At 43.1% G+C, this 26,366-nt stretch carries 15 protein-coding genes, 2 tRNA genes and 3 rRNA genes; 5 read left to right on the top strand and 15 right to left on the bottom strand.

Going from position 1 to position 26,366, the window contains the following annotated elements; genetic code table 11:
* Positions 1–147 precede the first annotated feature (147 nt).
* The 4 genes from ACAY00_RS01145 to ACAY00_RS01130 form a co-directional block, all read right to left on the bottom strand.
* Complete coding sequence (locus ACAY00_RS01145; protein WP_371376077.1) at positions 148–3,354, bottom strand: amidohydrolase family protein; 3,207 nt, start codon at positions 3,352–3,354, stop codon at positions 148–150.
* Between the two features lie 169 nt (positions 3,355–3,523).
* Positions 3,524–4,144 (bottom strand): flavin prenyltransferase UbiX, encoded by a 621-nt coding sequence (locus ACAY00_RS01140; protein WP_371376075.1) that lies wholly within the window; start codon positions 4,142–4,144, stop codon positions 3,524–3,526.
* Positions 4,145–4,151: 7 nt separating this feature from the next.
* Positions 4,152–5,522 (bottom strand): UDP-N-acetylmuramate:L-alanyl-gamma-D-glutamyl-meso-diaminopimelate ligase, encoded by a 1,371-nt coding sequence (gene mpl / locus ACAY00_RS01135; protein WP_371376072.1) that lies wholly within the window; start codon positions 5,520–5,522, stop codon positions 4,152–4,154.
* A gap of 38 nt (positions 5,523–5,560) precedes the next feature.
* Positions 5,561–7,990, bottom strand: a complete 2,430-nt coding sequence (locus ACAY00_RS01130) for a zinc-dependent metalloprotease (protein ID WP_371376069.1) — start codon at positions 7,988–7,990, stop codon at positions 5,561–5,563.
* 357 nt (positions 7,991–8,347) lie between these two features.
* On the opposite strand from ACAY00_RS01130, the gene ACAY00_RS01125 reads away from it, so the two are divergent.
* Positions 8,348–9,328 carry a class 1 fructose-bisphosphatase gene (locus tag ACAY00_RS01125; RefSeq protein ID WP_371376067.1) on the top strand — a complete coding sequence of 327 codons (981 nt, stop codon included), beginning with the start codon at positions 8,348–8,350 and terminating at the stop codon, positions 9,326–9,328.
* Between the two features lie 370 nt (positions 9,329–9,698).
* Positions 9,699–10,013: a DUF3718 domain-containing protein gene (locus tag ACAY00_RS01120; RefSeq protein ID WP_371376064.1), complete on the top strand. Its 315-nt coding sequence runs from the start codon at positions 9,699–9,701 to the stop codon at positions 10,011–10,013.
* Positions 10,014–10,210: 197 nt separating this feature from the next.
* Here ACAY00_RS01120 and rrf read toward each other — a convergent pair.
* From rrf to ACAY00_RS01095, 5 genes are all read right to left on the bottom strand, one after another.
* Positions 10,211–10,325: ribosomal RNA gene (rrf, locus tag ACAY00_RS01115) — 5S ribosomal RNA — on the bottom strand.
* 159 nt (positions 10,326–10,484) lie between these two features.
* Positions 10,485–13,374 (bottom strand): 23S ribosomal RNA (locus ACAY00_RS01110).
* Between the two features lie 539 nt (positions 13,375–13,913).
* Positions 13,914–13,989 (bottom strand) — tRNA-Ala (locus ACAY00_RS01105).
* Positions 13,990–14,117: 128 nt separating this feature from the next.
* Positions 14,118–14,194: transfer RNA gene (locus tag ACAY00_RS01100), tRNA-Ile, on the bottom strand.
* Positions 14,195–14,295: 101 nt separating this feature from the next.
* A 16S ribosomal RNA gene (locus tag ACAY00_RS01095) occupies positions 14,296–15,835 on the bottom strand.
* The 16S, 23S and 5S rRNA genes sit together here with 2 tRNA genes alongside, the layout of an rRNA operon.
* Before the next feature lie 760 nt (positions 15,836–16,595).
* Here ACAY00_RS01095 and ACAY00_RS01090 point away from each other — a divergent pair.
* Complete coding sequence (locus ACAY00_RS01090) at positions 16,596–17,045, top strand: RNA recognition motif domain-containing protein (protein WP_371376061.1); 450 nt, start codon at positions 16,596–16,598, stop codon at positions 17,043–17,045.
* A gap of 86 nt (positions 17,046–17,131) precedes the next feature.
* Here the strand turns inward: ACAY00_RS01090 and purD are convergent, their stop codons facing one another.
* The 6 genes from purD to prmA form a co-directional block, all read right to left on the bottom strand.
* Positions 17,132–18,418 carry a phosphoribosylamine--glycine ligase gene (gene purD, locus ACAY00_RS01085; protein ID WP_371376058.1) on the bottom strand — a complete coding sequence of 429 codons (1,287 nt, stop codon included), beginning with the start codon at positions 18,416–18,418 and terminating at the stop codon, positions 17,132–17,134.
* Between the two features lie 40 nt (positions 18,419–18,458).
* Positions 18,459–19,277: a class I SAM-dependent methyltransferase gene (locus tag ACAY00_RS01080; RefSeq protein WP_371376055.1), complete on the bottom strand. Its 819-nt coding sequence runs from the start codon at positions 19,275–19,277 to the stop codon at positions 18,459–18,461.
* A gap of 119 nt (positions 19,278–19,396) precedes the next feature.
* Positions 19,397–20,980: a bifunctional phosphoribosylaminoimidazolecarboxamide formyltransferase/IMP cyclohydrolase gene (gene purH, locus ACAY00_RS01075; RefSeq protein ID WP_371376052.1), complete on the bottom strand. Its 1,584-nt coding sequence runs from the start codon at positions 20,978–20,980 to the stop codon at positions 19,397–19,399.
* Positions 20,981–21,223: 243 nt separating this feature from the next.
* A complete protein-coding gene (gene fis / locus ACAY00_RS01070) occupies positions 21,224–21,511 on the bottom strand; it encodes a DNA-binding transcriptional regulator Fis (RefSeq protein WP_371376049.1) in 288 nt (95 codons plus the stop codon).
* Between the two features lie 16 nt (positions 21,512–21,527).
* Positions 21,528–22,493, bottom strand: coding sequence for a tRNA dihydrouridine synthase DusB (dusB, locus tag ACAY00_RS01065; protein WP_371376046.1), 966 nt, complete (start codon positions 22,491–22,493; stop codon positions 21,528–21,530).
* 192 nt (positions 22,494–22,685) lie between these two features.
* Entirely contained in the window at positions 22,686–23,570 is an 885-nt protein-coding gene (gene prmA / locus ACAY00_RS01060) for a 50S ribosomal protein L11 methyltransferase (RefSeq protein WP_371376042.1), read from the bottom strand.
* A gap of 162 nt (positions 23,571–23,732) precedes the next feature.
* Between prmA and ACAY00_RS01055 the strand changes: the two genes are divergently transcribed.
* Together ACAY00_RS01055 and ACAY00_RS01050 are read left to right on the top strand one after the other, a co-directional pair.
* Complete coding sequence (locus ACAY00_RS01055; protein ID WP_371376039.1) at positions 23,733–24,662, top strand: siroheme synthase; 930 nt, start codon at positions 23,733–23,735, stop codon at positions 24,660–24,662.
* A gap of 240 nt (positions 24,663–24,902) precedes the next feature.
* Positions 24,903–26,300 (top strand): ADP-ribosylglycohydrolase family protein, encoded by a 1,398-nt coding sequence (locus tag ACAY00_RS01050; RefSeq protein WP_371376036.1) that lies wholly within the window; start codon positions 24,903–24,905, stop codon positions 26,298–26,300.
* The last annotated feature ends 66 nt before the right edge of the window (positions 26,301–26,366 follow it).

Genomic DNA, 26,366 nt, shown 5'->3' with positions numbered 1-26,366 from the left:
GGATGAGTTGCTCAGTGTAGCACCGAAAAATCATTTAAAAAAGCGTTTATGTTGATCATTTTTGTCACTTTTTAATGCCCTTTTTCAGATAAAAAAAAAGCCTTAATTAAATTAAGGCTTTGCTTGATATTCGCTTACTTTGTCGGTTTATTGTTCAAAGTAAAATGGTTTACGTTTATTGTCGTAATGACCAATCTCATTCATCGAATCGGCATCGAACAAACGACCATTTAACATCACATGCGACACTTTGTCCGATTGACGAATATCGCTTAACACATCAGCATCAACGACAATCAAGTCGGCTAACTTGCCGGCTTTGATTGAACCGATGTGCGCATCTAAACCTAAATGCTTAGCCGGGTCGATAGTCGCGGTGCGAATGGCTTGTAATGGCGTCATACCACCTTGCGCCATCATCCACATTTCCCAATGAGCGGCTAATCCCTCTCGCTGACCATGGGCACCAATGGCGACCTTAACCCCTAAATCTTGCATTTCTTTCGCGACACTGGCGACACTGACGTGATTATAATGATGATCAGGGGCTTTTGTACGGCGCATCGAAGCCGGTGCCAATACATCCGAAGGGACATATTTACTTAATCTTGGGTGTTGCCAAACCTCGGTTTTATCATACCAGTAATGTTCGCCTGATATACCACCATAAGCAACAACTAAGGTTGGTACATAAGCGGTTTCAGATTGTTGCCAGAACTGACGAATATCATCGTAAATGGTCGCGGTTGAAATAGAGTGTTCTAAAGACGTATGACCATCGGCCACCATGGTTAAGTTATGTTGTAATAAAGAGCCACCTTCAGGAACCACCATCATGTCTAATTCACGGCCCGCTTGAATAATTTGCTGGCGTTGATTACGTCGCGGTTGGTTATACGACTTAACCGTGAAAGCACCCACTTTTTTCAAACGCTCTAAATGGAATTTTGCATCGTCTAAATTATCAACATGCGACGTGTAACCCGGACCAGATGCACCGTATAAAATGGTACCAGTAGAGAAAATACGCGGAGCAACAATATCGCCCGCTTTTTGTAACTCACTGGCGGCAAAGACTTCGGTGGTATCATTTGACGGGTCATGAATGGTGGTTACGCCTAATGACATGGTGGCGTAGTTTTTCCAGTTTTGCTGAGGAATAATTTCATTACTGCCTTGGGCGCCATGAGCGTGTGCATCAATAAGGCCTGGCATAAGCGTTTTACCGGTCAGATCAATCACCTTAGCATCACTTGGTATGCTCATTTCATCTCGCTGACCAACGGCCTTAATGTGCTTACCATCGGTTAAAACCACACCATTTTCGATAACGTCATCACCCTCCATCGTGATCACTTTCGCGCCCACTAAAGCTATCATCCCTTTTGGTGCATCGGCTTTTTGCTCAAAACCTAAATGCGTCATTTTAGGTTTCGCTTGTTCATCTTTTTCATAACCAATATCAAACATACCGCTCAAGCTTTGTTGATATAAATCTGGCCCTAAGCTCCAGTAAAGCTCGTTTGCTTGCGCATTCCAACTGATGTTTTCGCCAGCACGAGCAGAGAGTTGATGAACCGGAATATTTTTTGCCGAAGGGCCGGTATCAATGACCGCACCACGTTCAACAAGCGGGGTGACAAATACTTTAAAGCGTTCAGCAAACGCTAGGTACTTGCCATCTGGAGATACACGAAATTCGGTAGCGTATTTGCCTTTATACAAGTCTTTTTCATTTTTACCGTCTAAGTCAACACGCGTTAACGTTGGCATGTCGGTCCAATTTTGCAGATAAATGCGATCGTTGCGCTGAGCAAACTGCGGTTGTGAACCTTTCTCGGTAATAAGCTTAGGTTCGCCACCTTCACTTGCAACCTGATAAATACCCGGGTTTAAACCATGTTCAGGGCTGGTAATATAGCCACCTCGAACTTTGCGATAAACCACGGTTTCACCATCGGGTGAGAATGTCGCCTCAATATATTTACCTGGCTTTGACAACAAGTTTTGACCTTGACCTGTTTTCGCTGAAACAACGCGTAAATTACCTTGCTGTTGGTCATTCCAAGTCGAATACACAATGCGCTTACCATCGCGAGAAAAACTTGGGTTAAGTTCAAAGTGGTCGTTTTGTTTGGTTAAACGCTTGGGTTTACCATTTGGTAAATCGCGAGTATAAACATGGCCTAAGGCTTCAAAGACCACACGCTTACCATCAGGTGCAATTTCAACATCACGCAGCATTTTTACATCAAACGTATCGACATCAATATTTTGAGCAAATCGCAGTGCTGGCTGCATTTTCTTGCTGGTTTCAATGTTAAATTCAATCGTTTGAGCCTTGTTATCAGCTAAGTTTAGTTTATTAATTTTACCACCGGCCCAGAAGATTAAATGTGCATTATCTGGGGTCCACGCCATGGTTGGATATACACCATGAATCGCCCATGTTTCTTGCATATCACGGTCAAGTTTGTCATAAACAGCGGTTTTCTTACCGGTTTCTAAGTCATAAATAAACAAGGTTGACTGAAAATCGACTCGGCTTATGTACGCCAGTTTTTTGCCGTCTGGCGAAGGCGTTGGGCGAATCGCGCCACCGCGACCAGAGATGATCACATCAATTTCGCCGGTTTCACGATCTAACCGTTTGATTTTATAAATGCCTTTTTCACTGTCCTTTGAATAGTGAAAGGTTTTGCCAGGGGTCGCATCTTGTGAAAAATACACATAACGACCATCTGGTGAGAATGCCGGTTCGCCTAAATCTTTTTGTTGATTTGGGCGTTCGGTTAGCATCATGCCATTGCCACCGGTTTTGTGGTACATCCAAACTTCACCCGCCCCTAAAGAACGCGTGCCGGTAAAGTGTTTACGCGCAACGATGTAATCGCCATCTGGGCTCCATGCAGGAGAGTTAACCAATCGAAACGTTTCTTTGGTGACTTGAGTTGGGTTTGAGCCATCAGCTTCCATCACCCAAATGTTATCACCACCACCTTGATCAGAGGTAAAAGCAATGTATTTTCCATCCGGAGAAAAGGTTGGCTGCATTTGCCAAGCAATGTCATTAAACAAAGCTTTGGGCTTGCCACCGGTGATTGGCATAGTGTAGATATCGCCTAATAAGTCAAATACGATGGTGTTACCATCTGGCGAGATATCTACATTCATCCAGGTGCCTTCATTCACCTTAATATTGACATCGTAAAACTCACCCATTGGCTCGTTAACAGACCATTGTTTTTTATCTTCTGTGGCATTTTCTTCTGCCAATGCAGCAGTGCCTGTTAGCAATAAACCCAAAGTCGCAGCAATCAAACTACGCTTGGTATTTAACCTTATTAAGGACATATATGAACCCTTTGTTATTAAAAATTCCAGCTTTGCACTAAACCATATTCGGCTAAAAGAGTAAAGGAAGGTGACTAGGTATAACGAATATTATTAGATAGACAGACAGATTATTGCGATAAGGGTAAAAACTAAAAAACGGCTTAAACGCCGTTTTTCTCAGAACAGATCAAGCAGAGGTATAACCCCACCTTGGCATAATGGTTTGCTCAATACCAAGATGGTCTAGCATTCGACCCACCATAAAATCAATTAAGTCGTTGATTGATTCAGGATTATGGTAAAAACCCGGAGCGGCAGGCATTATCGTGACCCCTATTTGAGACAAGCTGTGCATGTTCGCCAAGTGAATGGTCGAAAAAGGGGTTTCTCTTGGCACCAAAATTAACTGACCACGTTCTTTAATCACCACATCGGCGGCGCGTTCAATTAAGTTATCACTCATGCCTTGGCTGATGGCGGCCAGCGTTCCGGTTGAACAAGGACAAACCACCATTTTTTTCGGTGCTGCAGAACCAGATGCCACTGGTGAAAACCACTGCTCTTTGCCAAAAACCTTTATTTGCTCATCTTTTGCTTGGAACTTTTCACTTAAAAATTGGCTTGCTTTTTCTGGGTTACCAGATATTTTGATCCCTACTTCGGTATCTAATACAACTCGAGCAGCGCCAGAGATAAGGACATAGACCTGATAATTTGCTGCTACTAGGCATTCTAATAGTCGAAGCGCGTATAAAGAGCCGGAAGCTCCAGTAATTGCCAAGGTTATTTGGCCGTTAAAATGTGTCAAAGTAGATTTATTCCTGATATTTTTGTGCCAGTATATTCAACAGCTTAGTATGAAATCCAGCGAAGCCGCCATTACTCATCACAACAATGTGATCATTGGGCTTAGCATGACTTGCGACTAACGCTAATAAAGCGTCAATATCGGATTCACAATACGCCGGTGCTTGGCATTGGTTGATAAGATCGCTTACCGCCCATTTTACCTGATCATCTTGATATAAAAACACCAAATCGGCATCATTTAATGAACCGGGTAAGCTGTCTTTATGTACGCCAGACTTCATGGTATTGGATCTTGGCTCTAAAACCGCCAAGATGCGTTGGTTACCTACCTTAGCGCGAAAGCCCGCAAGGTTTTTGGCAATCGCCGTAGGGTGGTGGGCAAAATCGTCATACACTTTAATTGCATTTACTTCGCCAAGTAGCTCTTGTCGACGTTTGGTATTAATAAACTTAGCCAACGCTTCAATAGCAACATGACTTGGTACCCCTGCATGACGCGCTGCAGCGATGGCCATTAAGCCATTATCAATATTAAAGTCACCAATTAAATCCCAGTTAACCACGCCTTGAAGTTGACCGCCAAAATAGACGTCAAATACACTACCGTCGGCTTGTTGTTTTTGTGCAGTCCAGCCATCATGACAATGAGTTAACTCAACATCAGTCCAACAGCCCATTGTTAACGTCTGTTGTAAAGCTTGATCGGGACGTGGCGCTAGAATCAAACCGTTACCAGGCACCATCCGAATAAGGTGATGAAACTGTCTTTGAATGTCTTTAATGCTGTCAAAAATATCGGCATGATCAAATTCCAGATTGTTCATCACCAAGGTTCGAGGGCGATAATGCACAAATTTAGAGCGTTTATCAAAAAATGCGGTATCGTATTCATCGGCTTCAATAACAAAAAAGGGGGAGTCACCCAAGCGTGCCGAACTGTTAAAGTTTTGTGGTACACCACCAATTAAATAGCCTGGGTTAAGCTTGGCATATTCTAATATCCAAGTGATCATCGAACTGGTGGTGGTTTTACCATGAGTACCAGAAACCGCAACAACCCACCTATCTTTTAACACATTTTCAAGCAACCATTGGGGTCCCGAGGTGTAATGAATATTGCGTTCAAGAACATACTCCACCATAGGGTTACCACGCGACATCGCATTTCCGACAATCACCAAATCGGGCTCGTCCTTTAGATGTTCGACGTTATAACCTTGCATTAACTCAATGCCTAATTGTTCTAATTGCGTACTCATTGGGGGGTACACATTGGCGTCACAGCCTGAAACTCGAAAGCCCAACTCTTTGGCTATCGCAGCGATGCCCCCCATAAAGGTGCCACAAATGCCGAGAATGTGTATGTGTTTTGTCATGAAAATCCTACTGTAATTATCTGCGCTAAACTTTGGCCTTACTCGCTACCAATTGGCGAGCCAGGTGGCATAGGTGCAGGAGCCTGAATGTTATGTATTTTACCCTGTTGCAACGAAAACGCTATTTGTTGCACAAACAAGGGGTGTTGCTTGGTTAATTGTTTAGGTTGATTTTTGCTTAAAGCGGCATCACTTAACCATTGAACTAATTGCGTTAATTGGCCATATAAGGCCACTCTAACCTCTGCAACCAACTGCTCTGAGTGATAAAGAGCCAATAAACAATCGACCACTTGTTGGTTCACTCGTTGCTGTACAGCAACCTCTAAGCCTTGCAATGAGGTTGATGTCAGATCTGCTTTGATGGTGGCATTCAATACACTTGCAAGCAAATCGTCAATTGATGGAACGTTAGATCCGATTAAGTGTTGTTGTTGTAAACGAGCTAAACGTTGATGATTTAACAACATAGATAATACATTTTTTGCACTGGATTGAGCCGCCGTCACCGGATCAAAGGTAATTGAGGTATTACTGGCAAAGCTCTCGCGGGTGCGATAATAACCATACGCTTTGGGTGGGATCAATTTCACAATATGCAAAGGTAAGGTAAGAAATTTCGCTTGTAAAGTCTCAAGCAATGCCGCTATCGCAGCTTGCTGACGTTGACCATCAACAATCGTTTGGGCTTTGCTATCTTCGCCTTTAACCGCGTAGGTATACTCGATACCTGCCACTTGCTTTACAACGGCTTCGACCTGAAAGCGATGAAAGTTATAAATAGGAACTAAGGTATTTTCCAGTTCAGAGAAAGGTTGGCCATTAGCAATACTATTGAGCCCAAACTGATTTAATGCGATTTGTCGAACTTTTATCATGCGCTTAAGCTCGGCAACAGCATCATTGCCATTATCCCATAAGTGTCCTCTCGACTCTGCCCCAGCTATTGGTCTGGCATCTGGATCTGATGTATACAACAAACCTTGTGTTTTCGCAGCTTTAATCACCTGAGCTAAACCGCTATTCTCATTTTCAAAATCACCATAGGCATAATGAATCACGTGTTTATCCCAGTCACCAATGCCGCTATCGTACGCATTGGATAAATCGATATGGCCATCTTGGTCAATCTCAACATAGGGGTGGGGGTAGTCCATCACGGAAGCTCTATTGTTCACACTGGCCGAAAAGTTATGTGCAATGCCTAAGGTATGGCCGACCTCGTGCGCGGATAACTGACGGATCCGAGCCAGAGCCATTTCTTTTTGGGCGTTAGTATTGGGATTAGCCTCAGAAAATGGTGATGTTAAACCCAGCGCAATCAAATAATCTTGCCTAACCCGTAACGATCCTAAGGTGACATGACCTTTTAATATTTCACCGGTGCGAGGATCAATAACCGAAGAACCATACGACCAGCCACGGGTTGCCCTATGCACCCATTGGATCACGTTATAACGCACATCCATCGGATCGGCATCTTTAGGTAGCATTTTGACTTGAAATGCATCTTTATAGCCTATCGCTTCAAACGCTTGGTTCCACCATAAAGCGCCGTCAATTAAGGCTGATTTTACCGGTTCGGGAACACCAGGGTCTAAATAGTAAACTATTGGCTCAACCGCTTCGCTAAGCGTCGCCTTAGGCTGTTTCTTTTGCAAACGATGACGAGGGATAAGCCTCGTTAATAAAGACTTATCAATATCACTGGCATAGTCGGCATACTCTAGTGACCACATACCCGAATAAGGATGAAATTGACGTGTTTGGTAGTTGTCATCCGGTAAACGAATTAATGAATGATGCAGATTAACCGTAACGGCTGTATGTTCAGGGGTAACACTGCGTAAATAGGCGCCGGAGTCATTGCCTTTGAACGTTACCGTTGCTTCGAGCTCGGTATTATCGGGAAAAGCTTTACTGCGTTTTTGATAATAACCGCTACGACTAGGATCAATTTTATAGCTACCTTGCTCTCTGGCCTTTAACTTGGCGGCAAGACCATGAATATCTGACAACAAAAACGGCGTATAATCAATAATCACATTATTACTGGCATCTTGTTCAATAACCGAAAAACCCCAAATAATTGAACTTGCAAAGGCCTCTGTTACCGCATCTTGCTCCAGTGAATTTGTACTTTCTGCTCGATAATAAGTGTTTAACTGACGTAAAAACACTTTACTGCCAACACGTTCAAACTGTACCAAGCGAGTATCACCTAACTGGCCTCGATCGAGCCCAATATCATTCGAGCCGATCCCGTGTGGTAGACTACTTTGAAATAAAAATGGTTGATTGAACATTTCGATTTCTAAGAACACCTGACCACTATTTCGATCAACATAGAACGGCATAAAGCCGGCATGGTAAGTTTTATTATCAACAAAATTAGTTTGAGCCTGAACGGTTAAAACACTGCTAAAAAAGATACTGAATAAATACATCAGTATTTTGCTTAATTTCATGAATATCCCTGTATGTTTTATTATTTTTGATAGTACTAGACTCTGACACAGTAGCAAATGTATGACTGTTTCACCATAAGCGTTGACGAAACACTCTTGGCAAAACCGACGTTTATTAATATACCGAACATTGAGACCGTTGATTAGCTTTAATTCAAAGCAAAAGCTATGGAATAACGTCATTGATAGTCAAAAAGACTTGTTGCAATGCAAAAAAGAGACTGGGGGATGGTTAACCTTTGCAAGGTCGTCATTTCAAATTTTGATGCAAACCAATAGATTGCGCCAAAGAGCAGATAAAATAAGGTAACTACGGTACAATTAAGTCACTTTCTATCCTTAAAAAATGCCAAAGCAATGAAGAGACTTGTACAATCTTTAAAGGACGATAACGCTCCTTCCGATCTGATAAATTTAATCAATACCATTTTAGTTGCCACCAAAGAATTATCTTTTCGGGTTGGGCAAGGCTTTTTAAGTGGTTATCATGGCACCACCCTTGATGAAAATATTCAAGGCGAAATCCAGCAAAAACTCGATGTTGTTGCCAATCAATTACTTAAAGACATCATTTTGGAATCCGAAGATGTGAAAGCCATTTCATCGGAAGAAGAAGACGAGATTGTTGCAGGTAACGAAAACGGTAAATACTTAGTTTCATTCGATCCTTTAGATGGTAGCTCTAACATTGAAATTAATTCATTGGTTGGCACCATCTTCTCTATTTTACCGGCACCCAAAGATAACAAAGCAGATGATGCCAGTATGTTCTTACAACCAGGTATTAATCAACTCTGCGCTGGCTATGTCCTTTATGGTCCAAGCACCACATTAGTGATGACAACCGGTAAAGGTACTCACTTTTACACCCTCGATAGATCGCATGGCAGTTATATGTTAACCCATAAAAATGTTGAACTTGCTGTCGACACCAGCGAGTTTGCGATCAATATGTCAAACCGTCGTTATTGGCTAGAGCCTATGCGTCATTACATTGACGATTTAGTACTAGGTGTAGACGGACCTCGGGAGCGCGATTTTAATATGCGCTGGATCGCTGCCTTAGTCGCTGAAGTGCATCGGGTATTAAATCGTTCAGGTATATTTACTTACCCACTAGATACTAAAAAACCAGGCGTCGGGCGTTTGCGATTAGGCTATGAAGCTAACCCAATGAGCTTTATTATTGAACAAGCGGGCGGATTAAGCATGACCAGTGAAGGGCGTATTATGGAGATGACCCCAACCGACATTCATCAACGAGTTGAAATGATTTTAGGGTCAAAAAATGAAGTAGAAAAATGCTTAAGCTACTTTAAAGATTTTAATCCGCAATAACTCAGATAAAATTTTACCCACCATAATCCAGTCAACTTTTTGACTGGATTGTCAAACTCGATAATAAAATTCTCACGACTAAATTACATAATGACAGTCAACGGGTAGGAATACTCAAAAAATCAAATAAAGGTGTTAATTTATTTGGCTTTTTATTTTTTAACACGTAACAAAGTGTGTATGAATTTATTTGTTCAATAACACTACAATACAGGATTTATAAGGCTTAAACGAGGACGAACAAACCCAAGTTGTGTTGATTGTATGTCAGAAAAATAAATCATTACATTTACACAAATTGTAGAAACATCTTTTTTTAAAATTACACCATCCTAATAACTGAACACATTATTTATAAAAGGTAATAATTATGAAAAAGTTAATGTTAATCGGTTTAGCCCTATCTGTGCCGTTCGTTGCAAATGCGCATTCATCTTCAGCAAAACTAACCGCAGGCGACAATAGTCTTGCCACAAACTTATGTATGGCCGCGTTGCAGGGTAATTCAGCTCTTATGTCTAATGAAATCAGAAGCTCTGGCTTTAGTCGTAAATACGTCAGCCAAAACATTAGTTGTAATGGTCTAAGCCTTTATGAATTTGCTCAAACCTATGCTGACAATCCTGAAGCGTTAGCCAGATCACTGTACCAGCCAAAAACAGAAATAAGCATTACAGATCTTTAGGCTTTAACGCTGTAGTCCTGTAAAGCTGTAAAGCTATAAGGCTTTAAGGATAAAAGGTTGCAAGGAGAGTGTTTTAACACCCACCGTCATCCCATCATGCTTTAGGATGGGACCTCGTTGAGGTTCAAGGTGGTTTAAATTTTCAAAACCCAAAAACGAGAAAAGCCCGCTTAAATAAGCGGGCTTTTAGAATAGGAGCCTAGCGATGACCTACTCTCACATGGGAACTCCCACACTACCATCGGCGCTGTTGCGTTTCACTTCTGAGTTCGGCATGGGATCAGGTGGTTCCACAACGCTATTGTCGCTAGACAAAACTTGTTAAACAATTTGAAATCTAATATTAAACGCTACTCAATTCTTACTTAATGCGTGAAGTACATGGATGTACAAATGTCGATATTCTTCATGGATGAACGCATTATATCGACGATTTTTCATGTCAAACCTACAAAACCTCTTGGGTGTTGTATGGTTAAGCCTCACGGGCAATTAGTATCAGTTAGCTCAAGGCCTCGCAACCCTTACACACCTGACCTATCAACGTCGTAGTCTCCGACGACCCTTTAGGGGACTTAAAGTCCCAGTGAGAACTCATCTTAAAGCCTGCTTCCCGCTTAGATGCTTTCAGCGGTTATCAGTTCCGAACATAGCTACCGGGCAATGCCATTGGCATGACAACCCGAACACCAGCGGTTCGTCCACTCCGGTCCTCTCGTACTAGGAGCAGCCCTCTTCAATTCTCAAACGCCCACGGCAGATAGGGACCGAACTGTCTCACGACGTTCTAAACCCAGCTCGCGTACCACTTTAAATGGCGAACAGCCATACCCTTGGGACCGACTTCAGCCCCAGGATGTGATGAGCCGACATCGAGGTGCCAAACACCGCCGTCGATATGAACTCTTGGGCGGTATCAGCCTGTTATCCCCGGAGTACCTTTTATCCGTTGAGCGATGGCCCTTCCATACAGAACCACCGGATCACTATGACCTACTTTCGTACCTGCTCGACGTGTCTGTCTCGCAGTTAAGCTGGCTTATGCCATTGCACTAACCGTACGATGTCCGACCGTACTTAGCCAACCTTCGTGCTCCTCCGTTACTCTTTGGGAGGAGACCGCCCCAGTCAAACTACCCACCAGACAGTGTCCCCAATCTCGATAAGAGACCTAGGTTAGAACATCACGCATACAAGGGTGGTATTTCAAGATTGGCTCCACAACATCTGGCGACGTTGCTTCAAAGCCTCCCACCTATCCTACACATGTAGGAGCAATGTTCACTGTCAAGCTATAGTAAAGGTTCACGGGGTCTTTCCGTCTAGCCGCGGGTATACGGCATCTTAACCGCAAATTCAATTTCACTGAGTCTCGGGTGGAGACAGTGTGGCCATGATTACGCCATTCGTGCAGGTCGGAACTTACCCGACAAGGAATTTCGCTACCTTAGGACCGTTATAGTTACGGCCGCCGTTTACCGGGGCTTCGATCATGAGCTTCGCTTGCGCTAACCCAATCAATTAACCTTCCGGCACCGGGCAGGCGTCACACCGTATACGTCATCTTTCGATTTTGCACAGTGCTGTGTTTTTAATAAACAGTTCCAGCCACCTGGTTACTTCGACTGACCTCAGCTTAAGGAGCAAGTCCCATCACCAAAGTCAGCGTACCTTCTCCCGAAGTTACGGTACTATTTTGCCTAGTTCCTTCACCCGAGTTCTCTCAAGCGCCTTAGTATTCTCTACCTAACCACCTGTGTCGGTTTGGGGTACGGTTCCTTATAATCTGATGCTTAGAAGCTTTTCCTGGAAGTAGGGCATCAACAACTTCAACTCCGTAGAGTCTCGTCTCGTATCTCAGCCTTAAGAAGAACCGGATTTACCTAATTCTTCAGCCTACATACTTTCACATGGACAACCAACGCCATGCTTGCCTAGCCTGCTCCGTCCCTCCTTCGCAATTATAAGAAGTACAGAAATATTAATCTGTTTCCCATCGACTACGCGTTTCCGCCTCGCCTTAGGGGCCGACTTACCCTGCCCTGATTAACATGGGACAGGAAACCTTGGTCTTTCGGCGGGGGAGTTTTTCACTCCCCTTATCGTTACTCATGTCAGCATTCGCACTTCTGATACCTCCAGCATGCTTTACAACACACCTTCAACGGCTTACAGAACGCTCCCCTACCACTTGAACCTAAGTTCAAATCCGCAGCTTCGGTGCATAGTTTAGCCCCGTTACATCTTCCGCGCAGACCGACTCGACTAGTGAGCTATTACGCTTTCTTTAAAGGGTGGCTGCTTCTAAGCCAACCTCCTAGCTGTCTATGCCTTTCCACATCGTTTCCCACTTAACTATGACTTTGGGACCTTAGCTGGCGGTCTGGGTTGTTTCCCTTTCCACAACGGACGTTAGCACCCGCAGTGTGTCTCCCGGATAGTACTCATTGGTATTCGGAGTTTGCAAAGGGTTGGTAAGTCGGGATGACCCCCTAGCCTTAACAGTGCTCTACCCCCAATGGTATTCGTCCGAGGCTCTACCTAAATAGATTTCGGGGAGAACCAGCTATCTCCCGGCTTGATTAGCCTTTCACTCCGACCCACAGGTCATCACCGCATTTTTCAACATACGTGTGTTCGGTCCTCCAGTTGATGTTACTCAACCTTCAACCTGCCCATGGGTAGATCGCCGGGTTTCGGGTCTATGCCCTGCAACTAAACGCGCAGTTAACACTCGCTTTCGCTACGGCTCCCCTATTCGGTTAACCTTGCTACAGAACATAAGTCGCTGACCCATTATACAAAAGGTACGCAGTCACCTAACAAGTAGGCTTCCACTGCTTGTACGTATGCGGTTTCAGGTTCTATTTCACTCCCCTCACAGGGGTTCTTTTCGCCTTTCCCTCACGGTACTGGTTCACTATCGGTCAGTTAGGAGTATTTAGCCTTGGAGGATGGTCCCCCCATATTCAGTCAAGATTTCTCGTGTCCCGACCTACTCGATTTCACGGTAAGTTTATTTTCGTGTACGGGGCTATCACCCTGTATCGCTGCTCTTTCCAGAGCATTCCACTAATTTACAAACCGCTTAAGGGCTAATTCCCGTTCGCTCGCCGCTACTAAGGAAATCTCGGTTGATTTCTTTTCCTCGGGGTACTTAGATGTTTCAGTTCTCCCGGTTCGCCTCATTAAGCTATGTATTCACTTAATGATACCTGCCTTACGACAAGTGGGTTTCCCCATTCGGACATCTGAGCCTATAACGCCTTTTATCGGCTTAACTCAGCTTTTCGCAGATTAACACGTCCTTCATCGCCTCTAACTGCCAAGGCATCCACCACATACGCTTAGTCACTTAACCATACAACCCCAAACGGTCTTGCTCGTTATTAGTCGTTTCTACGGCATTGTCTTCTGATTTCTCTCGATTACATAACACGTTATGCGCATTTCGAGAAAACATTGACGGCTTTGTAGAATCGCCTAATTCCGTCGCAATACAGCCAATTAACTGACCGTATTTGCTTGGACTGTTCGGTGACTAAACCGAACTAATTGTATCGCCTGACATTTTCACGCATTCAATAAGAATGTTTCAAACATGGATGTTTGAATGTCGAATTGCACACGGATGTACTAAATTCGACCCTTGAGTAAGAGATAATCAATAGATTATCAATTTTGAAAACACTAGAAATGTGTTTTCGTTTTGGTGCTTATATCATTTGATAACATCGTGCGACACGTTGTTATCGATACAAACACCGGGTTTAATATCAGCTTTCCAAATTGTTAAAGAGTACATTTATGCGCACATTCGGCATAAAGTTGGTAAAAAACCAAATTTAAATCATCATCTTGATGCCTTAAATTTGGCTTTTCGTCCTGTAAGAAATAAAATGGTGGAGCTAAGCAGGATCGAACTGCTGACCTCCTGCGTGCAAGGCAGGCGCTCTCCCAGCTGAGCTATAGCCCCATCGGATTCCAATGGACATTGGGATTTCGACAAACAGATACAAAGTATTTTTGCTATTTTTCTAGGCATTTTATAACGACGTTTAGTGGACTAAACGAGTTGTAAAATAACACCGAAAAAGCAAAAATTGGTAGGTCTGAGTAGACTTGAACTACCGACCTCACCCTTATCAGGGGTGCGCTCTAACCAGCTGAGCTACAGACCTACTACATCTGTCTTTCGACTTATTTCTTTATCTTTCGTTATCAGTGCAATTTGTGTGAACACTCGCAGTACTTTCGTACTCATTAAGTTGTCTACTTAAGGTAAGGAGGTGATCCAACCCCAGGTTCCCCTAGGGTTACCTTGTTACGACTTCACCCCAGTCATGAATCACAAAGTGGTAACCGTCCTCCCGAAGGTTAAACTAGCTACTTCTTTTGCAACCCACTCCCATGGTGTGACGGGCGGTGTGTACAAGGCCCGGGAACGTATTCACCGCGGCATTCTGATCCACGATTACTAGCGATTCCGACTTCATGGAGTCGAGTTGCAGACTCCAATCCGGACTACGACAGACTTTATGGGATTCGCTCCACCTCGCGGTCTTGCTGCCCTTTGTATCTGCCATTGTAGCACGTGTGTAGCCCATCCCGTAAGGGCCATGATGACTTGACGTCGTCCCCACCTTCCTCCGGTTTATCACCGGCAGTCTCCTTAAAGTTCCCACCCGAAGTGCTGGCAAATAAGGATAAGGGTTGCGCTCGTTGCGGGACTTAACCCAACATTTCACAACACGAGCTGACGACAGCCATGCAGCACCTGTCTCAGAGCTCCCGAAGGCACGAAGCTATCTCTAGCGACTTCTCTGGATGTCAAGGGATGGTAAGGTTCTTCGCGTTGCATCGAATTAAACCACATGCTCCACCGCTTGTGCGGGCCCCCGTCAATTCATTTGAGTTTTAACCTTGCGGCCGTACTCCCCAGGCGGTCAACTTATCGCGTTAGCTGCGCTACCCACGTCTTAAAGACACAAACAGCTAGTTGACATCGTTTACGGCGTGGACTACCAGGGTATCTAATCCTGTTTGCTCCCCACGCTTTCGTGCCTCAGCGTCAGTATTTGTCCAGGTGGCCGCCTTCGCCACTGATGTTCCTTCCAATCTCTACGCATTTCACCGCTACACTGGAAATTCCACCACCCTCTACAATACTCTAGACAGCCAGTTCGAAATGCAGTTCCAAGGTTGAGCCCTGGGCTTTCACATCTCGCTTAACAATCCGCCTACGCACGCTTTACGCCCAGTAATTCCGATTAACGCTCGCACCCTCCGTATTACCGCGGCTGCTGGCACGGAGTTAGCCGGTGCTTCTTCTGCGAGTAACGTCACAGCTAGCAGATATTAGCTACTAACCTTTCCTCCTCGCTGAAAGTGCTTTACAACCCGAAGGCCTTCTTCACACACGCGGCATGGCTGCATCAGGGTTTCCCCCATTGTGCAATATTCCCCACTGCTGCCTCCCGTAGGAGTCTGGGCCGTGTCTCAGTCCCAGTGTGGCTGATCATCCTCTCAAACCAGCTAGAGATCGTCGCCATGGTAGGCCTTTACCCCACCATCTAGCTAATCTCACTTGGGCTAATCTAAAGGCGAAAGGTCCGAAGATCCCCTCCTTTGGTCCGTAGACATTATGCGGTATTAGCAGTCGTTTCCAACTGTTGTCCCCCACCTCAAGGCATATTCCCAAGCATTACTCACCCGTCCGCCGCTCGTCATCTTCTAGCAAGCTAGAAATGTTACCGCTCGACTTGCATGTGTTAAGCCTGCCGCCAGCGTTCAATCTGAGCCATGATCAAACTCTTCAATTAAAAAGTTGTTTTTTGATTCCGAAGAATCGACTCAATGAATTTGCTGGTTGTTTTCACTTTAAAAGTAAAAACAAACTTTACATAAAACATATGTATATATTTTGTGTGTCATCATCATTAAGTTAATGTGCTACCAGTATAAATACTTAGTAGCTTTGTAAATCAATCTTAATGTGAGTGCCCACACAAATTGCATGATAACTAATTGTTAAAGAACTTAGATGAAGACTCATCTAAAGAGCAAAAATCGCATTCGTTTTTGCCGTTGCTTTTCGTTGAAAGCGGATGCGCATTCTACGCATCTGAAGTTTAATGTCAACCGTTTTTAAAATCTTTTTTGAAAAAGTTTTTAAAGCAGGATTTGCTTAAAACTCCCTTCACACTTGGCTTGTCAACCTTGTTGCCTAACCCCGTGGAAGTGGATGCGCATTCTAGAGATTTTTAGTCTTTGGTCAAGCCTTTTTCCTTACTTTTTTATAAAAACGAATCGTTCGCTTATTTTTTAAACAATACGAGTGTAATTTGTCGTTTTTAGCTCAAAAATTTATTGTGTTGGCGACATGATACGGCTACATCAGCGAATATAAGAATGCGTTTTCTTTGCCAAAATTGAGGAAAAAGTTGATCCTAATGGCAAATAATGACTCAAAAACAGTGTTTTAACACTATTTTAACGATTTATGATTGCAGTTTTTATAGATCGGGTTAACATAGGTTTTGATTGGATTATCTTTATTAAAATAAAAATCGGGTAGTGAAAATGAAATCTCCTTTAATTTTAACCTCTTTACTGGTTGCTTCAGGCTTTGCACTAGTGGGCTATTTTAGTGCACCTGTTGTTGGATTAGATGCGTCATCTTTGGCTATAGGTTTACTCGTTGCAGGTTTTCTTTCTCCTGTACTGGTAAATGCAATGCAAGGTGGTGAAACAAAATCAGCGGATATAAAAACCCTTTATGTTGGTAACCTTCCTTATCGAGCAAATGAAGCCGCTGTTAGAACACTTTTTTCTGAACATGGGGTTGTTCACTCAGTTCGACTCATGAAAGACAAGCAAACCGGTAAACGTCGTGGGTTTGGTTTTGTCGAAATGGCCGCTAGCGATGCCAGCAATGCCGTAAACTCGCTTAATGATACAGAGTTTCAGCAAAGAACCTTAAAAGTACGTGAAGCCAAAGAACGACCGGAGTCCGCTGATAGTCAAGACTAATACTGCTCTTTGGTTATCAAAATGACAGTAAATAAAAAAGGCCATCGATGATGGCCTTTTTACTGTTTAAACGATACTAAGCTGGACTAAGATGCTTCTCTAGCAATTGCTCGATAAGCAATGTCAGTTCTAAACTGCACGTCTTCCCAACTTATTTGCTCTAAAAGCTCATACGCTGCTTTTTGTGCTTCTGTTACCGTTTGGCCTAAAGCGGTGGCACAAAGAACGCGTCCACCCGCGGTGACTATATTGCCATCTTTCTCAGCCGTGCCAGCATGAAAGGTTTTACGATCAGATGATGTATTAATGTCCAAACCAGAAATTACGTTACCTTTAGCATAACTACCAGGGTATCCGCCTGCTGCTAATACTACACCAACGGCTGCTCTTGAGTCGAAATCAATGCTGGCTTTATCAAGTTCACCTTTACAAGCAAGCAAACAAAGCTCAACAAGATCTGAATTTAATCGCATCATAATAGGTTGAGTTTCAGGATCGCCAAAACGACAGTTGTACTCAATCACTTTTGGTGCACCTGAATCGTCAATCATTAAACCCGCATATAAGAAACCTGTATATGGAGCACCTTCTTTTGCCATTCCTTCAACGGTTGGCACAATCACTTCGTCCATAATGCGTTGATGAATTTCAGGTGTTACCACAGGAGCCGGTGAATACGCGCCCATTCCACCCGTATTAGGTCCTTGATCACCATTGTATGCACGCTTATGATCTTGGCTAGTTGCCATTGATAAAATGTTTTTACCATCAACCATAACAATGAAGCTGGCTTCTTCACCCGTTAAGAACTCTTCGATTACTACACGATGGCCAGCATCACCAAAGGCGTTACCCGCTAGCATATCTTTAATCGCATCTTCGGCTTCGGCTAGGGTCATCGCCACAATCACACCTTTACCAGCAGCTAAGCCATCGGCTTTGACTACAATAGGTGCACCTTTTTCACGAACATAGTCGATTGCAGGTTCAATCTCTGTAAAGTTCTGATAATCGGCGGTAGGAATGTTGTTACGGGCTAGGAAGTCTTTAGTGAATGCCTTAGAGCCTTCGAGTTGAGCTGCTTTCGCACTTGGACCAAAAATAGTAAGACCTTCAGCCTGAAATGCATCAACTACACCATCAACTAGCGGTTGCTCAGGACCTACAATAGTCAATTCAATTTGGTTTTGCTTTGCAAACTCAACCAATTTTGCAATATCACCCACTTGGATATTTACATTTTCTAAACCTGGCTCTGTCGCCGTTCCAGCATTACCCGGTGCGACAAATACGGTTTCGACACTATTTGATTGGGCTGCCTTCCATGCTAGAGCATGTTCACGACCACCACTACCAATCACTAATACATTCATTTTTATTTTCCTGAAAACTGGTTTGTAACCGGCTTTACTGTTACTTAGCCGGTTTGACAAATTTTAATGTCATACGATCGCTTTCTCCGATCGCTAAATATTTTTCTTTATCCTTTTCACCAAGTCGTAAAACAGGTGGAAGGGTCCAGACACCTTTCGGGTGAGAAGCTGTATCTTTGGGATTCGCATTGATTTCACTGCTCGCGGCTAATGTAAAACCAGCAGCTTCGGCTAACTCAATTGCCATAGCAACTGGAAAATAACCACTGCTTTTATTCGCTTCAAAGTCCTGCTCAGCAGGCATTCGATGCTCAACGACTCCTAACACACCGCCAGGTTTTAATGCTTTAAAAGCGTCAAGAAAGACTTGTTCCACACCACTTTGACCCCAGTTGTGCAAATTTCTAAAGGTTAATACCAAATCGGCACTGCCCTGTGGAGCAAGATCGTTTTGTGTTTTAGGGATAAAGTTCGTTAGTTTTACTTCGCTGTAAATCTCATCAGCTGCAAGTTTCGCCTCGAGTCTTTTACGCGAACGACTGTAATAATTATCTTCGCCTGTATCAGGGTAATGAGCAGCGTACAGGGTACCATTACCTTTTAACGCAGGTGCAAGAATTTCAGTGTACCAACCACCACCTGGGGCAATTTCAACCACAGTCATATCGCTCTTAAAACCAAAAAAGGTTAGGGTTTCAATGGGGTTACGATACACATCACGCGCTTTATTTTGCGCACTACGATGGTCGCCTGAAACCGCTTGCGTAAGCACATCGCTTAGCTCTGTGTTGGCTTGAACTGGGCTGGTAACCATGCTGGCTAATAACGCGCTTGCAAGTAAGCTTTTTACTAATTTCATCTTTATCTCCCAAATATTATTATTTTTCACTAGATCTTTTTATTTGACCTAGCTCTTTTATAGCAGATATTTAAAAGAGGATCAGTGAATTCCACTAACCCTCTGATAAAATTTAGAAATTAATGGCGAAAATGACGCATTCCGGTAAAGACCATAGCAATGCCATGCTCATTAGCAGCGGCAATCACTTCTTCATCTCGCATTGAGCCACCCGGTTGGATAACGGCTTTGATACCCGCTTCGGCAGCTGCATCTAAGCCATCACGGAATGGGAAGAACGCATCTGATGCCATTACTGAGCCAGCCACTTCTAAACCTTCATCAGCGGCTTTAATACCCGCGATTTTAGCCGAATAGACACGACTCATTTGACCAGCACCAACACCAATGGTCATATCGTTTTTAACATACACAATGGCGTTTGATTTAACATACTTTGCGACTTTCCAGCAAAATAGTAAATCTGACATTTCTTGCTCTGTTGGTTGACGTTTGGTCACAACTTTCAAATCGTCCATGCCCACCATGCCTTGGTCTCTGTCTTGAACCAATAAGCCACCATTTACTCGTTTTTGCTCTAAGCCAGTAGTTTTAGTATCCCAACTACCACATTCTAATAAACGAACATTAGGCTTAGCAGACACAATTTGTGCGGCTGCTGAAGATACTTTAGGGGCGATGATCACTTCAACGAATTGACGAGAAACAATGGCTTCTGCCGTATCAGCATCTAATTCTTGGTTGAAAGCAATGATGCCACCAAAAGCAGAAGTAGGGTCGGTTTTAAACGCACGTTCATATGCTTCAAGAATGTTATCACCAAGCGCAACACCACACGGGTTTGCGTGTTTAACAATCACACAAGCTGGTTGATCAAATTCTTTAACACACTCTAATGCCGCATCGGTATCAGCAATGTTATTGTAGGATAACGCTTTACCTTGCAACTGAGTTGCCGTTGCTACTGACGCTTCTTCTGGGTTTGCTTCAACATAAAAAGCAGCGGCTTGATGAGAGTTCTCACCGTAACGCAAATCTTGCTTTTTGATGTACTGACTATTGTAAGTACGAGGGAATTTGCTTACCGATTCTTCATCAGTGTAAGCAGGTAACATGGTACCAAAATAATTTGCAATCATGCCATCATAACGAGCAGTATGCTCAAAAGCAGCAATGGCTAAATCAAAACGCGTTTTGTGCTGTAGTGAACCATTGTTCGCCGCCATCTCAGCTAATACGCGGTCATAGTCAGATGCATTTACAATGATGGTGACATCTTTATGGTTTTTCGCTGCTGCTCGAACCATTGTAGGGCCACCGATGTCAATATTTTCAATCGCATCTTCTAGGGTGCAATCTTCTTTAGCAACGGTATTAGCAAATGGGTATAGGTTAACAACCACCATATCAATGGCATCAATATTGTTTTCCGCCATTACCGCTTCGTCCTGTTCACGACGAGCTAAAATACCACCATGAATTTTTGGATGCAGTGTTTTTACCCTTCCATCCATGATTTCTCGGTGCCCAGTGTGATCAGATACCTCTGTTACTGAAATATTGTTTTCAGCTAATAGTTTGGCTGTACCACCTGTTGATAAAATATCTACACCTTGTTGAGCCAATGCGCGAGCGAACTCAACAATGCCAGTTTTGTCAGAAACACTTAACAGAGCGCGTCTAATTGGGCGTGGAGTATCCATAGTTATTTTCTATACCTTTTTGAAATGTAAATAATGATATTGTTTATTTATTACTTAATGTTGGTAAACATTAAGTCATTATTTTTTAGCTGAAATAATCGAGCCAGTTGAGCCTTATAATTTCAGTACCCTGTTGGGTGTTTGTGTTGACTAGATTGAAGCCCTATTCATTTATGGGTTCATTAATCACAACAATAAAAAAAGCACCCGAAGGTGCTTTAGGCAGGCAAACCTGCCTGTGAATTAGTTCATACCGTATTTTTTCAGTTTCTTACGTAACGTGCCACGGTTAATGCCTAGAAGGTTAGCAGCTCGAGTTTGATTACCACGCGTATACTGCATTACTTCTTCAAGCATTGGCGCTTCAATTTCTGATAAAACCAAGTCGTACATGTTGTCAACATCGTTGCCATTTAATTGAGATAAGTAGTTTTTAATTGCTACTTTAGCTTGAGAACGTAAAGGTGATGCCTTGGTCTGAGTTTGTAGGTCACCGATAACGAATGGAGAAGTAATATTTTGTTCAAACATATAGTTCAGACTCTTTTTAAGTTAATTTATCAAAAAACATATTCAAAGATTGTAACTGCTCTTGTGGCAATTCAATCTTGTTAAATACAGATCGAAATTCTTTGCCTTGGTCTTGCGTTTGCAAATACCAAGATACGTGCTTACGAGCTATCCTTGCGCCCATAAAATCACCATAAAATGTGTGCAGCGCTTGCACATGAGCAAGTAATATTGCTCTGATCTCTGCCAAAGACGGTGGCGCTAAATGGCTACCGGTATCCAGATAGTGATTAATCTCTCTGAAGATCCATGGTCGACCCTGTGCTGCACGTCCAATCATTACCGCATCTGCGTTGGTGTAATGAAGAACATATTCAGCTTTTTCTGCAGAATCGATATCACCATTAGCAATAACAGGGATACTGATTTCTGATTTAATTGCTTTGATCGTGTCGTATTCGGCAGCACCTTTATAAAAGTCACTGCGTGTACGGCCATGAACAGCTAAAGCTTGTATTCCATTGGCTTCCGCTATTTTTGCAATTTCAATACCATTGCGGGTGTTTTCACACCAGCCAGTACGAATTTTTAATGTTACCGGAACATCAACAGCTGCCACTACCGATTGAACAATATCCTCAACCAGAGACGGCTCTTTCATTAATGCTGAACCCGCTAACTTTTTATTTACTTTCTTTGCCGGGCACCCCATATTGATATCAATAATTTGAGCACCGTTGGCAACATTAACTTGCGCGGCAAATGCCATTTCAGCAGGATCTGAACCGGCGATTTGAACAGAACGGATCCCGGCTTCATCGCTGTGTTCCATTCTCAACTTAGACTTACCTGACGCCCAAACCTTAGGATTGGAAGAAAGCATCTCCGAAACAGCCATTGCTGCGCCTAACCGGCAACATAATTGTCTGAACGGTTTATCGGTTATTCCTGCCATAGGGGCTAGAATAACCTTACCGTCTAATTGATAAGAACCTATTTTCACGCTGTTGCTTTTTTGACCTTACCGTTCAAAAGGGCGCTAAGTTTACGTGTTTTTTAAATGAAATAAAAGCGTAATATTTGAACAATTTTGTATTTTTTAGTGATTTTTTATATTGACTTTTTCGGGCTCAAAAAAAATGGGCGAAAAAACAATTTTTCGCCCACTAATTTGTTAAATTACTGTTAATAAATGCTATTTATTTCTGCGACCTGATAAACGCACCCACTCATCTTGTTCACTGATAGGATCCATCGTACACCATTGACCATAGATCTCCTGTAACTCAACCCCCTGGTTTTCTAAAATTCCAGAAAGCGCTAACAAGCCATTATCAGCCACGTAATCAATAATCACAGGAGCGAGTTCACGTAAAGGCCCTGCTAATATGTTGGCAACGACCACATCGGCTTTTAGTTTTGGTTGATCTTTCGGTAAGAATAATTCTAGCCTGTCTTCAACACCGTTGCGTTTGGCATTTTCTAAACTTGCTTGCAAAGCTTGCGGGTCAATATCAATACCAATCACTTTTTTGGCCCCTAATTTGAGCGCAGCTAAAGACAGGATACCCGAACCACAGCCAAAATCGACCACGGTCTTACCATTAAGATCGAGAGAGTCTAACCAAGTTAAACAGAGTGCAGTTGTTGGGTGCGTACCAGTACCAAATGCCAGTCCAGGGTCAAGCATCACATTTACCGCATCCGGCTCAGGAACATCACGCCAGCTCGGACAAATCCACAAGCGCTGACCAAATTTCATGGGATGGAAGTTATCCATCCACTCGCGCTCCCAATCCTTGTCTTCAAGCTGTTCAAGTTTATATTGCATATCGTTCTTATCTGGATGAATCGATTTTAAGTAAGTTAATACTTTGTCCATATCATCACTGGCATCGAATAGCCCCATGACCACAGTATTGTGCCAATAAGTCACTTCATCTCCCGGTAAAGGCTCATAAATAGGCGTATCTTTTGCATCAATAAAGGTTACGGCTTGCGCGCCACAAGCACTTAACCAGTCGCTGTATTTCTCTGCGGTATCTTCATTAGCCGCCAAACGTAATTGGATCCAAGGCATATATCGTCTCTATATTTTTCAATTACCCATAGTTTAACATTAGTTATCAGATGCAAGTAATGGATATAACTAATTCTTGTTTATTATTAAGCTAATTCTTACCCTATCATTATTTAATGATATGCTGTCAACATAATCATATTTACATAACACTGCGCAAAGATGATGAAATACTTCCCCGTTTTCTTGGATGCCAAAAAGCTGAATACCTTGGTTATTGGTGGAGGTAATATTGCCGCTCGAAAAATAGAATCATTATTAAAAACTCCCGCTACCATCACCATCATCGCCCCCAAAGCGAACGACACCGTCAGCCAACTCGTGAGTGAACACTCACTTAATCACATTAAACAAGAATATCACGCCATTCACTTAGAACGGATCAATCTAGTTATTGCTGCAACCGACAACGAGCATGTTAACCAGCAAGCTGCTAAGGATGCGAAGCAACGAGGTATTCTATTGAATGTGGTCGATAACCCCAGCTTATGTGATTACATTACTCCCGCAATTATCGACAGAAGCCCGATGATTGTCGCGCTAAGCAGTGAGGGTAATGCCCCCATGTTGTTGCAGTTGTTAAAAAATCAAATTGACCAAACCTTGCCGAGTCATTACGGCGTACTCGCTACTTTTTGTGGCCAACATCGGCATAGAGTACAACAACAAATTCCTAAATTTGCTCAACGAAAACTATTTTGGCAACAGGTTATCGAAGGTCAAGTTGGTGAGCTTTTAATTCATAATCAGCAAGAAGCGGCTGAATCATTATTTGAACAATTACTTAAAAAGAGTGATAAAGAGACCTTGGGAAAACTCTGTTTAATTAAACTATCTAGCCATGATCCCGACTTACTGACTTTAAAAGCGTATCGCGCTATGCAAACTGCTGACTGTGTATTTCTCTTGGATAACCTACCGACAACATTCTATGACTATGCCCGAAAAGACGCTGATAAATATCGTCATTGGGATCAACAACACGTCACAACCCTAGTGCATAAACAACAAACTGTTGTGGTTTTATACCAATCGAGCATTGAACTCGCTAACAACGGGGTCGGTTTATCGCTGATCAAACTATCGTGTTAGTTGCATTCCTTGGTTCTATTGCTTAGTTCTATTGCTTGGTGACCTTGTGTGCTGAGGGTGTTCGCAAGTCTCCCCTCCTTTGCCATCAATCAACAAAAGTGCCCCTAATTATGGTAAATTTCATTTTATCTCGATATTAAGCAACGTATTATGACAGCTTAACGATTGTTCAATCTCGACCACCAGCCTAAACCAAAACCGAGCTTGATATACCTAAAGATTATAAGCTGAGCACATATTATGATGATAAGACCCTTAACCCTCGCCATTATTCTTGCAACTTCCGTGGTTAGCTGTAGTCAACAAGCAAGCCTTCCCAGTACATTTGAGAGCCCACTGACAACGGAACTGCCGGCAAACAAAATAGCAATTTCTCGAGCGCAATATCAAGATAGGCTATATGGTTTTTGGTTGGGTCAATCCATAGCTAATTGGACTGGACTTGTCACCGAAATGGATAAAATTGGTGGTGAGGGTATTCATGGTCAATTTTATACCCGTGACGATTGGGGCAAGCCCGATCAACCCAGCATTTGGGGGGAAGGCGTCCCCAGTAATTTGTCCACCACGATAGATTTTGTTTTTGCCGATACTGACGAGGTGTGGGGCTCTGATGATGACACCGACATTGAGTACATCTATCAACACTTACTGCACCAGCATCAAACCACCATACTAACTGGCGAACAAATTCGTGACGGGTGGTTAAAGCACATCTATAGCGAGCAAGAGAGTCCTTTAATGCTCGATGGTAAACGCGATAATTTTTTATGGGTATCAAATCAGCGCGCTCATGATTTAATGGCGCAACAGGGCTTAATTCCGCCGGCAACCTCAGATCCCACAAACAATAAAGAATTTGACATGATCGATGCTCAACTTACCACTGAGATCTTCGGTCTATTAGCGCCAACTCGTCCTGATATCGCGTTAAAGATGGCGAAATTACCCATTCAAACCACAGCACGGGAAAACGCACAATGGGCCAGCGAATTTTATGTGATCATGCACTCTTTAGCACCTACATACCAACTGAGCGAGAATAAATCCGACATTATTTTAGCCATGGCCACAACAGCACGCCAGCGATTACCCGAAGATTCCTACTCAGCCAAAATGTTTGATTATGTCCTTCGCCGTTATCAACAAGGCGCTAAATGGGAAGAGGTTCGAGATGAACTTTACATTAAATATCAAGTGAACCAAGAAGATGGTTACGACATCAGTTCTAAAAATTTGTATTGCAATGGCTGCTTTGCCTCAGGCATAAATTTTGCCGCCAGTATTGTTAGTTTATTGTATGGCGAAGGAGACTTACTCGAAACGATAAAAATAGCTGCTTTAGCAGGTTGGGACTCTGACAACCCTGCCGCAACTTGGGGCGGGCTGTTAGGCTTTATGTACGGTAAAGAGGGTATTGAACATGCCTTTAAACGCACATTCTCTAATCGTTTTAACATCCATCGCACCCGTGGTGGCTTTGCTAATAACGGCATTGATACCTTTGAAAATATGGCGTTAAAAGGTGCCGAAATTATTGATCGGGTTGTGGTTGAGCAAATGCAAGGACAATATGATGAACACAATCAGCGCTGGCTTTTACCTAAAGTCAACGTCACCATCGGCAAAGGACAATAATACGAGTAAACATAATGGGATTGGTATAAACACATAAAAAAGCCCTCTACAGAGGGCTTTTTAGTT

The organism is Thalassotalea sp. 273M-4 (assembly GCF_041410465.1).
Classification (GTDB): Bacteria; Pseudomonadota; Gammaproteobacteria; order Enterobacterales; family Alteromonadaceae; genus Thalassotalea_A; species Thalassotalea_A aquiviva.
The sequence above is the reverse complement of the archived record's forward strand: the minus strand, read 5'-3'. Positions and strand labels throughout refer to the sequence as shown.